Genomic DNA, 13,720 nt, shown 5'->3' on the forward strand with positions numbered 1-13,720 from the left:
TGCAACGGGCCGGAACCCGCGCTAGCGAAGGGGCATGTTATCACTCTCTCCCTCTGACGGATTTGCGCCCTGCCCCGCACCGTTCAATATGGCCGCGCATGTGCTGGCAAAAGCGGCCACGCTTGGCGATAAAATCGCGCTATCGGTCATTGCGCCGGATGGTGCCGAAACCTGGACCTATGCTGCATTGGAAGCGGCCGTGCGCGGGACCGCGACCGGTCTTTTGGCGCTTGGGCTGGTGCCCGGTGACATCGTTTTGATGCGGTTGGGCAATACGGTCGATTTTCCGCTGGCCTATCTGGGTGCTCTTGGTGCCGGATTGGTGCCTGTGCCCACTGCTGCGGCGCTGACCGAACCCGAAGTCAGCGCGATTGTCGAAACCTTGCAGCCCAAAGCGATCTTGAACGATCCGGCTGTAGCCTGTCCGGATGTCGCGGGTGTGGTCACTGTCGATGCGCTGCGTGCCATGCGCAGCCTGCCGCCCGCCGATTGGCACATGGGCGATCCCGAACGGCTGGGCTATATCATCTATACTTCTGGCACATCGGGCAAGCCAAGCGCTGTCATGCATGCGCACCGTGCCATTTGGGCGCGGCAAATGATGTTTGACGGCTGGTATGACCTGCACGAAGACGACCGTGTCATGCATGCGGGGGCGTTCAACTGGACCTATACATTGGGCACCGGATTGATGGACCCCTGGACGATGGGGGCCACGGCCTTGATCCCTGCCGCGGGCACTGCTGCCGCTGATCTGCCAGCGCTGATGCGCCAGGCCGGTGCCAGTATTTTCGCAGCTGCCCCGGGGGTTTACCGGCAAATCCTCAAGCAACATGACACCATCGACATTCCTGGTCTGCGCCATGGTTTGAGCGCGGGGGAAAAGCTGCCTCAGGCCGTGCGCAGCGCGTGGCAAACCGCCAGTGGTACCCCGATCTTCGAGGCCTATGGCATGTCCGAATGTTCGACGTTCCTATCCGGCTCTCCGGCGCGTCCTGCATCGGGCGGGTCGCTGGGATACCCGCAGGCCGGCCGGCGCGTGGCCCTTATCGGACCGGACGGGCCTGTGCCCTATGGCACCGAAGGGACGATTGCGGTCTATAAAACCGATCCCGGGCTGATGCTGGGCTATCTTGGCGCGCCCGAACAAACGGCGGAAAAATTTCAGGACGGCTGGTTTATGACCGGTGATCAAGGGGTGATGGCCGAGGATGGCCAGATCACCTATCTGGGGCGCAATGACGATATGATGAACGCGGGCGGCTTTCGCGTATCGCCCATCGAAGTGGAGCAAAAGCTGGTCAGCTATCCCGGCATCACCGCCGTGGGTGTCACCGAAGTCACCGTGCGTGCCGATGTAAGCGTGATCGCTGCGTTTTATACCGCCGATGCCCCGCTGGACGAGGCCGCACTGGCGCTTTATGCACAAGAAAACCTGGCGCGCTACAAACAGCCGCGCCTTTATGTTCATCTGCCAGAGCTGCCCATGGGTGCCAACGGCAAATTGCTGCGACGCGCCCTGCGCGCGGGGTATGAGGCGCAAAATGACTGACACAATCAAGCTCGACATCATGTCCGATCCGATTTGCCCGTGGTGCTATATCGGCAAGGCCCATCTGGACCGCGCTTTGGCGTCAGAACCGGACCATCCTTTTTTGATTGAATGGCATCCGTTTCAACTGAACCCGGACATGCCAAAGGGCGGCATGGACCGCCGCGAATACCTCGAAGGTAAATTCGGGGGCAAGGAAGCCGCAGTCAAAGCCTATGCGCCCGTGGTTGAACATGCCCAAAAAGCCGGTTTGACGATCAATTTTGAAGCGATGAAACGCACGCCAAACACGCTGGATGCGCACCGGCTGATCCATTGGGCCGGGATCGAGGGACGTCAGACGGCTGCCGTGTCATCCCTGTTCAAGGCCTATTTCGTGGATGCGCGCGACATTGGCGATGCCGAAGTGCTGGCCGATATCGCAGACGGGATCGGGCTGGATGCATCGGTGATCAGCCGCCTGCTGGCCACGGATGCTGACGTGCAAAACATCCGCGACCGCGATGCGCACAGCCGCAAGATGGGGATCACCTCTGTTCCGACCTTTATCGTGGGCGGCAAACATGCGGTCCCCGGTGCCCAGCCACCCGAGCTGTGGAAACAGGTGCTGGCCGATCTGCGCAAGGCCGGTTAAGGCTGCCAAGACTGCCGCGACCTTGCAAAAACACTTTGCCTTTGCAGATCAGCCAGCCTAGAATCACCGCTATAAACGGGGCGAAGACCCCAGTTGAATAAATGAGCGGGCAGCATGTTAGAACAATCAGTACCCCCCTTCCGGGTGCGTAACCGGGCGCAGGCTGCGCCCTCTCTTACCATCAATCCCGTCGAAAGGATCAGATCGCGCAGCGTGCTGACCTATGGCTGTTTCGACGGGTTTCGTGCGCACCACGCGCGTCTTCTGGCCGATCTGTCCAGCCTTGGGACCGAATTGATCGTCGGCTGCGCGACAGACGCCTTTTGCGTGCAACTGGGCCGGGATTCGGCGATATCCTTTGACCAGCGCCGTGCTGTGCTGGAAAGCTGTCGCTATGTATCGCGGGTGATCGCGCTGGACAGCTGGGACCAACGCCGCACCGACATCGTGAATTACAACATTTCGGTGCTGGCATTGCGCCGCGGCGCACCGGCGCATGTGGATGATCTGCACGACATCGTGCAAGTTGTGCGCCTGCCATCAGAAATTTCCCCAGACCGGTCAGAGCACGTCTTGAAATCGGCTTGAACCTTAGAGGCATTGTACTGTCCCCCGGCACTCGCTAAGGGAGAACGGCTTGGCGCAATATCGCCGCCGGGCGTTTAGGGAGCGGTGCAGATGCCTTCAGACAGACCTGACTTTGCGATGGGCCGTTCAGAATTCGTGGCCCTGATTGCGATGCTTTTTGCCACGATCGCGTTTTCAACCGATGCGATGTTGGCCGCCCTGCCCCAAATCACTGCGGATCTGGCCCCCATGACGCCGGAACGGGTGCCCCTGATCCTGACGGCATTTATCTTTGGCCTTGGACTTGGAACATTTTTCACAGGGCCCCTGTCGGATGCCTATGGCCGTAAAAACGTCGTCTATGGCGGGGCCGCGCTTTATATTGCGGGCACGGTTTTGGCTTGGGCCAGTCAGTCGCTCGAACTGATGCTCGCCGCGCGGGTTTTGCAGGGTTTGGGTGCCGCCGGGCCGCGCATCGTGTCCCTTGCGATTATTCGCGATCTGTTTTCTGGCCGCGAGATGGCGCGGATCATGTCTTTTGTTATGATGGTTTTTGTTCTGGTGCCGGCCTTTGCCCCGTCGATGGGCGCGGTTATTGTCAGTTTTTCCAACTGGCGCGGTATTTTCGTTAGCTTTATCGTCTTCTCGATCGTCTCGTTGATCTGGGTCGGGATGCGGCTGCCTGAAACGCTGGCTGTAGAAGACCGCAGGCCGCTCAGACTGGGGCTGCTTTGGTCGGCCGTGAAAGAGATTTTCAGCAATCCCGTGGTGCGCCTGTCGATCACCGTTCAGACGCTGGCGATGTCGATCATGTTTGCCACATTGATGCTGGTTCAGCCGGTTTTCGACCAGGTCTATGACCGCGCGGGCAGCTTTCCGCTTTGGTTCGGGCTGATCGCACTGATCTCCGGCGCATCCAGCCTGATGAACGCGCTTTTGGTGGTGCGTCTGGGGATGCAGCGGATCGTGACATTGACCCTTGGGGCGCAGATCGTCCTGTCTGCGGCCATGTTGTTTTTCGGATTGGGTAACTTGCCCGAACCTTTCGGTTTTGGCTTTTTCCTGATCTGGGAAATCTCGTTGTTTCTTCAGGCCGGACTGGTCTTGGGCAATTTGAGCGCGCTGGCGATGGAACCGATGGGCCATATCGCGGGCATTGCCGCGTCTGTCATCGGGGCCGTGTCCACGGTGCTGGCTGCGCTCATCGCTTCGCCCATCGGATTGCGGTTCGAGGGCAATCTCGATCTGCTGACCACATCGGTTCTGGCTCTGGCGGCAACGGGGTTCTTGCTGATGCTACGGTTGGGCCGTGTTGTGAACAAGCAGTCTGTGGTCCGCAAAACATCAACGTAGACCTGCGCGGCAAACCGGGCTGGTTTCGCCCTTCGGGCGAGGATTTAAGTCCATTTGGAATGCGGTCAGCGGCGGCTTTTAAGCTTGAAGGCAAAGGCCAAAACCACGGCTGCAATGCTGAAGGGCAGCATCCAGAACAGGATCGTGTCGCCTTTGAACAGCTGGCTTGATGTCATCGTGCAGGGCGGCACATCACAGGTTCCGGCCCTTGCCATAATGTAGACGGGTGGCACTGCAACAAGCAGCGCCACCACGGAATAAAGGACGCCAAGCGTCAGTTTGCGAAGTTTCGGGGTCACGCTGCGCGCTGGCCGCCGGGTTTGCCGGCACCGCCGCCGGGCTTGCGCCGACGCCGGGCCGCGCCTGCGGGTTTACCCTCGCCGCCGCCACCAGCACCGCCACCGGGACGACCGCCGCCACCGCCACCAGGGCGTCCACCGCGACCGCGGCCACGGCCGCCTTTCGGCGCGGCGGGTTCATCAATCGCTTCCCACGGACGACCCGATGCCACGGGAATCGAGATTTTCATCGTCTTCTGGATGTCCTTCAATTCGCCCATTTCGTCTGGGGCGCAAAAGGCAATCGCAGCACCGTCCTTGCCTGCGCGGGCCGTACGGCCGATGCGGTGGACATAGTTGTCGGGCACGTTGGGCAATTCGTAGTTATAGACATGTTTCACGTCAGGAATATCCAAACCGCGCGCGGCCACATCGGTAGCCACAAGCACGGTGATCTCGCCTTTTTTGAAGGATTCAATCGCGCGGTCGCGCTGGCCCTGGCTTTTGTTACCGTGGATCGAGGCGGCTTTGAAACCGGCCTTGACCAGATCCTTCATCAGCTTTTCACAGCCGTGTTTCGTGCGCCCGAAGACCAAGGCGCGTTCTTCGGTGTGTTTGGCCAGCAATTCGATCAGCAGGGCCTTTTTCTCGGCTTTGGCGATAAAATGCACCTCTTGGGTCACTTTATCCGCCGCTTTGCCGGGAGGAGACACTTCGATGCGGATCGGGCTGATCAGATAGCTGTTGGCAATTTCGTTCATCAGCTTGGGCATGGTGGCCGAGAACAGCATGGTCTGGCGTTCTTTGGGCAACACGGACGCGATTTTGCGCAAATCGTGGATAAAGCCCATGTCGAGCATCTGGTCCGCTTCGTCGAGAACCAGAAACGTGGTTTTGTGCAGCAGCACGGCGCGACGGTCCATCAGGTCAAGCAAACGGCCCGGCGTGGCGACCAACAGGTCAACGCCGCGTTCCATGCGTTTGATCTGCGGGTTGATCGACTGACCGCCCACGACCATCATCGTTTTCAACTGTGTGCCTTCGCAGAAACCTTTGAGGTTTTCCATGATCTGGTTGGCCAGTTCACGGGTCGGGGCCAGCACAAGGCCGCGCACGGTACGCGGTTCGGGGCGGGCTTCCATTTCCAGCATTTGCGCAACCAGCGGCACACCAAAGGCTGCGGTTTTGCCGGTGCCGGTCTGGGCAAGGCCCATCACGTCGCGGCCGTTCATTGCATGGGGAATCGCCTGGCGCTGGATCGGGGTCGGGTCTGTCATGCCCATGTTGGTCAAGGCTTTGACCAAACGGCGCGGCAGGCCCATCATTTCAAAATCGCTCATATTCTGTCGTCTTTCCGAGGGCCGCGGCACAAGCGCCGGACCCGTCTAAATCACGCGGCACCCCGTACAGGGGACATACCGCGAGGGACGCAAAGCAGATCGCAGGGGCCAGCCTAATGCCGATACCCTGTCTGTTGCGTTTGGCCCCACGCGTGATTTTGGGAACATCGGCGGCCTTATCTCTCGGCACTGACATGACCCGCATGGGCCAAAGGCTGAACTGCTCACGCGGCAGAAGGCTTCGCTTGAGTGTCACATGGGGGCTGCGGCGGGGGAAGTCAACGCTTGTCTGTCTGCGCTGCTAAATAACGAACCGGTTAACTTGAGTTCTCGGCGGTGATCGCCTAGCAATTTGTAACGTATTTGAAAGGTTTCTCGATATGTCTTTGCTTGGCCGCCTGATTTATAAAACCCGCAAGTTCTATGACGATGATTTCGACTGGAATACCTATACGGCGGATAGCTATGCCAGGCGCGTCAAGAACGATATAGAATCCGAATTTGTCGCGATTGCGCAGGACGGCCAGTTGAGCTTTGACGCGGCAACTGGGGGTGTTACTATCCAAAATGGTGCCTTGCATCCGAACGCTCTGTTGATCCTCGAGATGATCGGCCAGTTGCAACCAAAGTCGGTGCACGAGGTCGGATGTGGCGGCGGGGACCATGTGGCAAACGGCAAGACGCTTTACCCGGCGATCCGTTTCACCGGCGGGGATCGGGGCCAAACCCAGCTTGATATGGCGGTGCAACGCCACCCCGAACTTGCGGACTGCGTCGGCTTGCAAGACCTGACCATGCCCTTTTCGCACCATTGGCCACGCGCTGAACTGGTCTATTCGCAAGCGGTGCTGATGCATATCCACACCGCCGTGAGCCATTTCGTGGCCCTGGCCAATATGGTCAACAGCGCGGACCGCTTTGTCTTGCTGGTCGAAAATGTCCAATGCCACAACTTTGTTGCGGATATCAACGCGCTGCGGGAGGGCGGGCATTTCAACTGGCCAGAAATGAACATGTACCTTGTCACCGGATCAACCGGCACACGCGGGATCTTGTTGTCGAAAGAAAAGCAGGATTTCCCCCTTTTGACATCGGATGCGCAGCTTCGAGAGGGTGCGAAATATTCGAAACGCCGCGTTGTGCGGGCGGACGAAGACAGCGCAAGGGCGATTTTTGGCCCCGCAAAGGCCGGCTAGCCGGACGATCGGGGTATCGACAATCGCCAGCCGCTCTGAAATGGCTGCCCGGTAATCATAAGGGCCTGATATATGGACAATCTGCGCGGTGCGATTATCATGGTATTTTCCATGCTGGGCTTTGCCATTGAGGACATGTTCATCAAACTGATGGGCAATGAAATACCCATTGGCCAAATTCTGTTCATCCTGGGCCTGGGCGGCGCAATCTGCTTTGGCCTGGTGATGCGGGTCAAGGCGCAACCGCTGTTCGAACGCACGATGCTGTCCAAACCAATTCTTCTGCGTGCCTTGGGCGAAATCATCGGCACTTTGGGTTTTGTATCCGCAATCGTGCTGACCCCGATTTCATCGGCTTCGGCGATTTTGCAGGCGACACCGCTGGTGGTCACCCTGGGGGCGGCCCTTTTTCTGGGCGATCCGGTCGGCTGGCGACGGTGGAGCGCAATTCTGGTGGGCCTGTTCGGCGTCATCCTGATCATCCGCCCCGGGATGGAAAGCTTTCAGGCGCTGTCCTTGCTGGCGTTGATCGGCGTTTTCGGCCTGTCCCTGCGCGATCTGGCAACCCGCCGCGTGCCCCAAAGCACATCAAGCTTTCAACTGTCGTTTCTTGCGTTTCTGGCGCTGATCCCGGCCAGCCTGATCTATATGCTGGGCACCGGCACCTTCTTTGTGCCGATGACGGCGCTGCAATGGGCCTATATGGGGTCGGCGCTGGCGATTGGCATGGTGGCCTATTACGGTATTGTCGCGGCCATGCGGGTGGGCGAAATCAGCTTTGTCACCCCGTTTCGTTATGCGCGCCTGTTGTTTGCGATGGTCGTGGGGATCACCATTTTCGGCGAACGCCCCGACATGCTAACCTATGTTGGCGCAACCATCATTGTCGCCTCGGGCATCTATACCGTATGGCGTGAACGCAAAGTCAAAGACCTGCCCTAACCACTTCCCATCCGGCCCGCTTCGGGCTAATACACCGCGCAAATACCCATCCCAAAAGGATCTGCCCTCATGAGCACCATCATCGACATTCACGCCCGCGAAATTCTGGACAGCCGGGGCAACCCCACCGTCGAGGTTGATGTAACTCTCGAAGACGGCACCATGGGCCGTGCGGCCGTGCCATCGGGTGCCTCCACTGGGGCCTACGAGGCGATGGAGCGCCGCGATGGCGACAAGGCGCGCTATATGGGCAAGGGCGTGTTGCAGGCCTGCGAAGCCGTCAACGGTGAAATCGCTGATGCGCTGGTTGGCATCGACGCCACCGAACAGGTCGAAATCGACAGCATCATGATCGAACTGGACGGCACTGATAACAAAGAACGTTTGGGGGCCAACGCGATTTTGGGTGTGTCTCTGGCCGCCGCCAAAGCCGCCGCAGATTTCTGTTCGCAACCACTGTTTCGCTATGTTGGCGGCACGTCGGCACGGGTCCTGCCCGTCCCGATGATGAACATCATCAACGGCGGCGAACATGCTGATAACCCTATCGATATTCAGGAATTCATGATCATGCCAGTGGCCGCTGACAACATCCGCGATGCCGTGCGCATGGGTGCCGAAGTGTTCCACACCCTGAAAAAAGAGCTTTCCGCCGCGGGCCTGTCCACCGGTATCGGCGATGAAGGCGGCTTCGCACCCAACATCAACTCCACCCGCGATGCCCTTGATTTCATTCTGAAATCTATTGAAAAAGCAGGCTACAAACCCGGCGAGGAAATCTACCTCGCACTGGATTGCGCGGCGACAGAATACTATAAGAACGGCAGCTATGTCCTTGCTGGTGAAGGAAAAACACTATCCAGCGCCGAGAACGTCGATTATCTGGCCGCCCTTTGCGCCGACTACCCGATCATCTCGATTGAAGACGGCATGTCAGAGGATGACTGGGATGGCTGGAAACTGCTGACCGACCGTTTGGGCGACAAGATCCAGTTGGTGGGCGACGATTTGTTCGTCACCAACCCTGCCCGTCTGGCCGAAGGGATCAAGCGCGGATCGGCCAATTCGATGCTGGTCAAGGTCAACCAGATCGGTACCCTGACGGAAACGCTGCAAGCCGTCGATATGGCGCATCGCGCGGGCTTTACCAACGTGATGTCCCACCGTTCCGGCGAAACCGAAGATGCGACAATTGCCGATCTGGCAGTTGCGACAAACTGTGGCCAGATCAAAACAGGGTCTTTGGCGCGGTCGGACCGGTTGGCGAAATACAACCAGCTGATCCGCATCGAAGAAGCACTCGGCCTCACCGCCGAATATGCAGGCCGGTCGATCCTCAAGGGGTAATTTCCTTGGGCGAACTGCCCTTCTGCCAAAACAAAAAAGCGCGCAATCATTTGCGCGCTTTTTCATTTTTCGGGGTAAGTATCTGATTTAGAACCGGTTACGGCGCAGTACTGCCGCTCACTCACCGGATGTCGGATAGCTGACCGTGCCGCCGCCTACCGCTGCACTGACGCCCGTGGTGCTGCGACAAGACGTGGGCAGCCCGCGTGCCACACGCACGGCAAGATAGCCGAATGCCTGCGCTTCCAGCATGTCACCATCCAGCCCGATGTCTTCGATGGGGGCGACGGGGCAATCCAGACTTACCGCCAGCATCTCCATCAACACCGGGTTATGCCGCCCGCCCCCTGTGACCAGAACACGGTCCGGCAAGCGCGGGCAATGCGCCATCGCCTCGGCCACGCCAGCGGCGCACATGGCGGTCAGGGTGGCCGCCGCATCAGCATCCGACAACTCGCCCACCAGCGCCACCATTTCAGCAAAATCATTACGGTCCAATGACTTGGGCGGCATTCTTGTGAAATACGGCTCTGCCAGAAACAGCTCAAGCGCGCCGGTTTCCACCGTGCCTGTTGACGCGATCCTGCCGCCCTTGTCATAGGCTAGCCCCAACCGCGATTGCATCAGATCGTTGATCGGCGCATTTGCCGGCCCTGTATCAAACGCCAGCAAAGCGCCATCCGCATGGGGCTGTGCGATGGCGGGATCGACCCAGGTCAGGTTCCCCACACCGCCCAGGTTCAAAAACGCCACCGGGCCGGTCAGCCCCGCAAAGCGTGCGCAGGCGTGGTGAAAGAACGGGGCCAAAGGCGCACCCTCGCCACCCAGTTCCACATCAGCGCTGCGAAAATCCCACACCACGGGCGTGGCAAGGGCATCGGCCAGCGCGCCCCCGTCGCCCACCTGCAAGGTGCCCTGCTGGCGCGGCGCATGGGCCAAAGTCTGCCCGTGAAAGCCGATAACATCCACTTGGGTGAAATCGCGCAGCACCGCCAGATGCGCCGCCTCGATCACCTGTGCCGCGGCCTGAACCTCGGGTCCGGACCATTTTCCGAAACCCGCCGCGATCACCTTGCGTTCATCGCTTGAGTATTCGCGATAGCCTGACGCACCAAACCCCATGATATCATGGCCATCCGTGTCAATCACCGCCACATCGACCCCGTCCAAAGACGTGCCGCTCATCGCGCCGGCGGCCCGCAATACGCCTGTTTTCGCGATCCGATTTCCATGGGCCTTATTCATGGCCTTTTCCTTTGTCTGCTCAGCACATATAGAGTGCACCACCACCCAAGCTGAGGGCAAGCGCCATGACATACCATCCCAAATCCGAATTTATCCGCATCATGATGGAGCGCGGCTTTCTGGCCGACTGCACGGATTATCAAGGCCTTGACGAGGCGCTGCTCAAGGGGGCGCAACCCGGCTATATCGGATTTGACGCGACTGCCAAGTCCCTGCATGTCGGATCGCTGATCCAGATCATGATGTTGCGCTGGCTGCAAAAGACCGGCGGCAAACCGATCACCCTGATGGGCGGCGGCACAACCAAGGTGGGCGACCCGTCGTTTCGCGCCGATGAACGCCCCCTGCTGACCCCTGAACAGATCGACGATAACATCGCCGGCATTAAAAAAGTGTTCAGCGCCTACCTGACCTATGAAGAGGGGCCGATGCCCTCAAGTAGCGAAGCGGTAGGGCCGGAAAATGTTGCCTTGATGATCAACAATGCTGAATGGCTGGACGGGTTGAACTACCTCGATTTTCTGCGCGACATCGGGCGGCATTTTTCGATCAACCGGATGCTGTCCTTTGAAAGCGTTAAATCACGCCTTGACCGCGAACAGTCGCTGTCCTTCCTCGAATTCAACTACATGATCCTGCAAGCCTATGATTTCATGGAACTTCACCGCCGCTATGGCTGTATCCTGCAAATGGGCGGATCGGACCAGTGGGGCAACATCGTTAATGGTATCGACCTGACACGCCGGGTGATTGATGGCGAAGTCTACGGCCTGACATCGCCGCTGCTGACCACATCCGACGGCAAGAAGATGGGCAAATCGCAATCGGGTGCCATCTGGCTGAACCCCGACATGCTGTCGCCCTACGAGTTCTGGCAATTCTGGCGCAACACCACCGATGCTGACGTGGGCCGTTTCCTCAAGCTTTATACCGAACTGCCGGTGGAGGAATGCGACCGTCTGGGTGCCCTTGAGGGGGCCGAGATCAACGAGGCCAAGATCCGCCTTGCCAACGAAGTCACAACCCTGCTGCACGGGGCCGAGGCTGCCAAAGCCGCCGAAGCAACCGCGCGCGAAGTGTTCGAAAAAGGCGGCATCGGGGATGATCTGCCGACCCTGACACTGACAGCCGCTGACATTGGCGACGGCATGTCGATCGTGCAGTTGATCGTGAAATCCGGTCTGGCAGCGTCCGGCAAAGAGGCAAAGCGCCTGATCTCGGAAAACGGGGCGCGGATCAATGACGAACCGCTGACCGATGCAGGCATGATGATCGACGCTGCGGCACTGGCATCGCCACTCAAGCTGAGCGCGGGCAAGAAACGCCACGCTCTGGTCCAACTGGGCTAAGCAAAAAGGGGGGCGGTTTACCCTGCCCCCCCCCCGCTTTAATCTTCGGCTTTTTCCTCAAGCACCAGCCATTCGGCCTCGGCATCTTGCAGCTTCTCGTTCCGCTCGATCAGCGCATCCGTGGCTTTCTGGAACTTCACCGGATTGTCGGTATAAAGCGCCGGATCACTCATCAGCTCTTCCAGCTTGGCAATCTCGGCCTCAAGCCGTGCAATCTCGGCAGGCAATGCCTCAAGACGGTGCTTTTCGGTAAAGCTAAGGCCCTTTTGCGCGGCGGCTTTCGGCTTTTCACCCTTTGCCCCCGGCTTGGCCTTGGCAACAACGCTTTGGTCAAAGTCATCCTGCTGGCGCTGTTCCAGATAGTCGGTCCAACCGCCCGCATAGACCGTGGCCTTGCCGTCACCTTCCATCGCAATAGTGGTCGCGGCAACGCGGTCAAGGAAGTCGCGGTCGTGGCTGACCAGCAGCACAGTTCCGTCATAGGTCGACAGCAATTCCTGCATCAAATCAAGGGTTTCGACGTCCAGATCGTTGGTCGGTTCATCAAGCACCAGCATGTTGCTGGACCGCGCCATGATCTTGGCCAGCAGCAACCGCGCCTTTTCCCCACCCGACAGCGACCGCACAGGCGCACGCGCCTGCGCTTCGTCGAACAGGAACTCTTTCAGATAGCCGACCACATGTTTCGGCTGGCCGCGCACCAAAATCTGGTCCGCCTTGCCCGATACGCGCATCTCGGGGTCGCCGGTCAGGCTGTCCCACAGCGACATGTCGCCATCCAGCTGCGCGCGCGCCTGGTCAAACAACGCGATCTCAAGGTTGGTGCCCAGCTTGATCGTCCCTGAATCAGGCTGTTCCTTGCCGATCAGCATGTTCAAAAGCGTGGTCTTGCCCACGCCGTTCGGCCCCACCAGCGCAATCCGGTCGCCGCGCTGGATCGTGATATCAAAGGGGCGCAGAATCGTTTTATCGCCAAAGGCTTTGGTGATGCCCACAGCCTCGACCACCTTGCGGCCCGACTTGGGTCCGGCCTCAAGCGCCATGGCGGCCGTGCCCTGCCGGTTGATCTGGCTGGCGCGCTCGGCCCGCAGGTCTTGCAAGGCGCGCACGCGGCCCTGGTTGCGCTTGCGCCGCGCGGAAATGCCCTCGACAGCCCAGCGTGCCTCCGCCTTGATCTTGCGGTTCAGCTTGTGGCGCTGCATGTCCTCTTCTTCCCACATCTGGTCGCGCCAGGCCTCGAACCCGCCAAAGCCGATTTCCTGCCGACGCACCACACCGCGGTCGATCCACAGGGTCGCACGGGTCAATTCACGCAAGAACGCCCTATCGTGAGAAATAATAACAAAAGCGGCGCGGGTGGTTTTCAACTCGTCTTCCAACCAGCGGATCGCCTCGATGTCCAGATGGTTGGTCGGCTCGTCCAGCAACATCAGCTCGGGCTCCGACGCCATCAACCGCGCCAAAGCCGCGCGACGACGCTCGCCGCCACTGGCGGTGCTGACAGGGCGCGCAGGGTCGAACTTCAACCCCTCGCCCGCGCGTTCAACCTTGTACATCTCTGACGGATCAAGCCCGTGGGACGCGAAATCGCCCAAGGTCTCGAACCCCGTCAAATCCGGGTCCTGCTCCATATATCCAACCGACACGCCGGGGCCTACGACGACCTCGCCGCTGTCCGGTTCAACAATGCCAGCCATGACTTTCATCAAGGTGGATTTACCCGAGCCGTTTCGCCCGACCAAAGCCAGCCGGTCGCCCGGTTGAACGACCAAAGACATATTTTCGAATACGGGATCGCCGCCGAAAGTCAGCGTAATCTCGTTCACTTGTAATAAGGGTGCGCGTGCCATGAACGCCAGCTAGCGTCACGCCGCGCCAGCGTCAATGGTCTTGTCACGGTTACGTTCCGGTCTCTCA

Annotated in this window: 12 protein-coding genes; 8 read left to right on the forward strand and 4 right to left on the reverse strand. The window is 59.3% G+C overall.

Annotated features, from left to right (window positions below; genetic code table 11):
* Positions 1 to 34: 34 nt before the first annotated feature.
* From ACSQ13_RS07605 to ACSQ13_RS07620, 4 genes are all read left to right on the forward strand, one after another.
* On the forward strand, positions 35 to 1,552 hold the full coding sequence (locus tag ACSQ13_RS07605; RefSeq protein ID WP_176249183.1) for a class I adenylate-forming enzyme family protein: 1,518 nt from the start codon (positions 35 to 37) through the stop codon (positions 1,550 to 1,552).
* Entirely contained in the window at positions 1,545 to 2,186 is a 642-nt protein-coding gene (locus ACSQ13_RS07610; protein ID WP_176249184.1) for a DsbA family oxidoreductase, read from the forward strand. The genes ACSQ13_RS07605 and ACSQ13_RS07610 overlap by 8 nt, the downstream gene beginning before the upstream one ends.
* Before the next feature lie 114 nt (positions 2,187 to 2,300).
* Entirely contained in the window at positions 2,301 to 2,774 is a 474-nt protein-coding gene (locus ACSQ13_RS07615; protein ID WP_295509097.1) for an adenylyltransferase/cytidyltransferase family protein, read from the forward strand.
* Between the two features lie 90 nt (positions 2,775 to 2,864).
* On the forward strand, positions 2,865 to 4,106 hold the full coding sequence (locus tag ACSQ13_RS07620; RefSeq protein ID WP_176249186.1) for an MFS transporter: 1,242 nt from the start codon (positions 2,865 to 2,867) through the stop codon (positions 4,104 to 4,106).
* Positions 4,107 to 4,171: 65 nt separating this feature from the next.
* Here ACSQ13_RS07620 and ACSQ13_RS07625 read toward each other — a convergent pair whose 3' ends face one another.
* Both ACSQ13_RS07625 and ACSQ13_RS07630 read right to left on the reverse strand, forming a co-directional pair.
* Entirely contained in the window at positions 4,172 to 4,405 is a 234-nt protein-coding gene (locus tag ACSQ13_RS07625) for a hypothetical protein (protein WP_176249187.1), read from the reverse strand.
* Complete coding sequence (locus ACSQ13_RS07630; RefSeq protein ID WP_176249188.1) at positions 4,402 to 5,724, reverse strand: DEAD/DEAH box helicase; 1,323 nt, start codon at positions 5,722 to 5,724, stop codon at positions 4,402 to 4,404. The genes ACSQ13_RS07625 and ACSQ13_RS07630 overlap by 4 nt, the downstream gene beginning before the upstream one ends.
* Before the next feature lie 380 nt (positions 5,725 to 6,104).
* Here ACSQ13_RS07630 and ACSQ13_RS07635 point away from each other — a divergent pair, with 380 nt between their 5' ends.
* The 3 genes from ACSQ13_RS07635 (at position 6,105) to eno (ending at position 9,209) form a co-directional block, all read left to right on the forward strand.
* Complete coding sequence (locus tag ACSQ13_RS07635) at positions 6,105 to 6,920, forward strand: hypothetical protein (protein ID WP_176249189.1); 816 nt, start codon at positions 6,105 to 6,107, stop codon at positions 6,918 to 6,920.
* A gap of 72 nt (positions 6,921 to 6,992) precedes the next feature.
* On the forward strand, positions 6,993 to 7,862 hold the full coding sequence (locus ACSQ13_RS07640) for a DMT family transporter (protein ID WP_295509103.1): 870 nt from the start codon (positions 6,993 to 6,995) through the stop codon (positions 7,860 to 7,862).
* 69 nt (positions 7,863 to 7,931) lie between these two features.
* Positions 7,932 to 9,209, forward strand: a complete 1,278-nt coding sequence (gene eno, locus ACSQ13_RS07645) for a phosphopyruvate hydratase (protein ID WP_176249191.1) — start codon at positions 7,932 to 7,934, stop codon at positions 9,207 to 9,209.
* Positions 9,210 to 9,326: 117 nt separating this feature from the next.
* Here the strand turns inward: eno and ACSQ13_RS07650 are convergent, their stop codons facing one another.
* Entirely contained in the window at positions 9,327 to 10,454 is a 1,128-nt protein-coding gene (locus ACSQ13_RS07650; RefSeq protein ID WP_295509106.1) for an anhydro-N-acetylmuramic acid kinase, read from the reverse strand.
* A 65-nt stretch (positions 10,455 to 10,519) separates the two neighbouring features.
* Between ACSQ13_RS07650 and tyrS the strand changes: the two genes are divergently transcribed.
* Positions 10,520 to 11,803 (forward strand): tyrosine--tRNA ligase, encoded by a 1,284-nt coding sequence (tyrS, locus tag ACSQ13_RS07655; protein WP_176249193.1) that lies wholly within the window; start codon positions 10,520 to 10,522, stop codon positions 11,801 to 11,803.
* 38 nt (positions 11,804 to 11,841) lie between these two features.
* On the opposite strand, the gene ACSQ13_RS07660 is transcribed toward tyrS, so the two are convergent.
* Positions 11,842 to 13,653, reverse strand: a complete 1,812-nt coding sequence (locus ACSQ13_RS07660) for an ABC-F family ATP-binding cassette domain-containing protein (protein ID WP_176249194.1) — start codon at positions 13,651 to 13,653, stop codon at positions 11,842 to 11,844.
* Between the last annotated feature and the right edge of the window lie 67 nt (positions 13,654 to 13,720).

The sequence above is a fragment of the Sulfitobacter sp. SH22 genome (assembly GCF_965641905.1).
Classification (GTDB): domain Bacteria; phylum Pseudomonadota; class Alphaproteobacteria; order Rhodobacterales; family Rhodobacteraceae; genus Sulfitobacter.